The sequence below is a fragment of the Bacillus sp. JJ1122 genome, from assembly GCF_036964885.1.
Lineage (GTDB): Bacteria > Bacillota > Bacilli > Bacillales > Cytobacillaceae > Mesobacillus.
In genome coordinates, this window is the sequence record NZ_JBALQL010000001.1 from 25,322 (window position 1) to 27,095 (window position 1,774).

The window sequence follows — 1,774 nt, forward strand, 5'->3', positions numbered from 1 at the left end:
GCGCTTACGCTTTTCTTATTTGTCGAGCTTTGGCACTTTTGGTTGCTGAACAAAGTACCAGAGCTTTTCACTTCATATTAAATATCTTTTGCCATTTCATCCTTGAAGCCAAACGTCCATGTGAAGATGAAACCAAACACATAGGCTACTAATAGGCCAAGAAGATAAAGCAGGATCTGGTTCGTATGCACAAGGAAAGCAAGAGGAATTCCAGAAACTCCGATTGCGATCGTTGCGATTTTAAAGAATGCCTGGAAAGCACCGCCGACAGCTGCACCAAGACATGCTGTGATGAATGGACGGCCAAGTGGAAGGGTAACCCCGAAAATCAGCGGTTCGCCGATTCCAAGCATCCCAACTGGAAGTCCGCCTTTGATTACTTTTTTCAAGCGTTCGTTCTTCGTCTTGAAATAAATCGCGAACGCCGCACCGACCTGGCCAGCACCGCCCATTGCAAGGATTGGCAGAAGCGGGTCATCGCCGATTGTATTGATCAATTCCATGTGCACCGGTGTTAAGCCCTGATGCAAACCAGTAACTACAAGCGGAAGGAAAGTTCCTGCAAGAATTAATCCTGCGAAGATACCACCCATATCAATCAAACCAAGCAAGCCTTTTGTAATCAGGTCAGAAACGAAACCGCCGACTGGCTGAAGTACAAATAATGTGGCAACACCTGTAATCAATAATGACAGTGTAGGAGTAATTATAATATCCAATGATGACGGAACGAATTTACGGATCCGTTTTTCAAGCAATGCGATGAACGCTGCGGCAAGCATAACGCCGATTAATCCGCCACGTCCAGGAACGAGTGCTTCACCAAATAATGTAATGTTCGCAAGGCCCGGGTTGATGATCAGGATACCGGCCGCACCACCTAGTGCAGGCGAGCCTCCAAATTCACGGGCAGTATTGATACCGACGAATACACCAAGGTAGCTGAAGATACCCCAGCCAATCAGGTTAAGAACTTGAACAATCGCTGATTCAGGGTCTGCGCCTGCACGTACAATTACGTTCGTGATACCGGCAATCAAACCTGAAGCGACAATCGCAGGAATCAGTGGAATAAAGATACTTGCGATTCTTCTTAAGAATAATTTGAACGGAGTGGCGTTCTTTTTGTTAAGATCATCCTTCGTGCGGCCAGCCAGCCCTTCGAAAGGATTCGGATCGTCTTCGTCTACAAGACTAGCAGATTTCCCAGTAATCTCAGAAACTTCGTTCGCGACTTTAGTGACAATTCCAGGCCCAAGAATAATCTGTAATGTTTCTTCTTCAACGACACCGAGCACGCCATCAATTTTCTTGATGCCAGCCACATTTACTTTGCTGTAATTTGCAGGCTTGACGCGCAGACGGGTCATACATGAAGCGACATCTGCAACATTGTCCGAGCCGCCAAGCTGCTCAAGTATCTCTCTTGCCAGGCGTTCTTCATTACGCATTGTTTTTCCCCCTTAATAAATAAATGTAATGGAAAGTATAAGTTCAAAAAAATGTATTCGCTTACAACTTGATGATAACAAGGACACGTATAGTTGTCTATACCTTTTTTAATAATATTTATCAGTTGGTATTAGTATTAAGTTAAAAGGTTCATACCAGTGAGAAATCTAATTTGTAAATTAAAAATGCACTTATAAAGTTCAAGGTTGATGTTTAAACCCTGTTGATTGTAGTGGAAGGCGCGTAGACTCCTGCGGGCCTAGCTGGACAGGTGAGACCCCGCAGGAGCGAAGCGACGAGGAGGCTCAGCGCCAGCCCCGCG

The 1,774-nt window shown here is 45.3% G+C and carries 1 protein-coding gene; it reads right to left on the reverse strand.

All coding sequences use genetic code 11. The features are described from left to right. Window positions 1-77 precede the first annotated feature (77 nt). Window positions 78-1,451, reverse strand: coding sequence for a PTS transporter subunit EIIC (locus V7201_RS00110; RefSeq protein ID WP_335374754.1), 1,374 nt, complete (start codon window positions 1,449-1,451; stop codon window positions 78-80). Window positions 1,452-1,774: the final 323 nt, after the last annotated feature.

Coding starts and splice junctions, on each gene's coding strand:
- V7201_RS00110 (WP_335374754.1), bottom strand. CDS start 1,451: ATGCGTAATGAAGAACGCCTGGCAAGAGAGATACTTGAGCAGCTTGGC.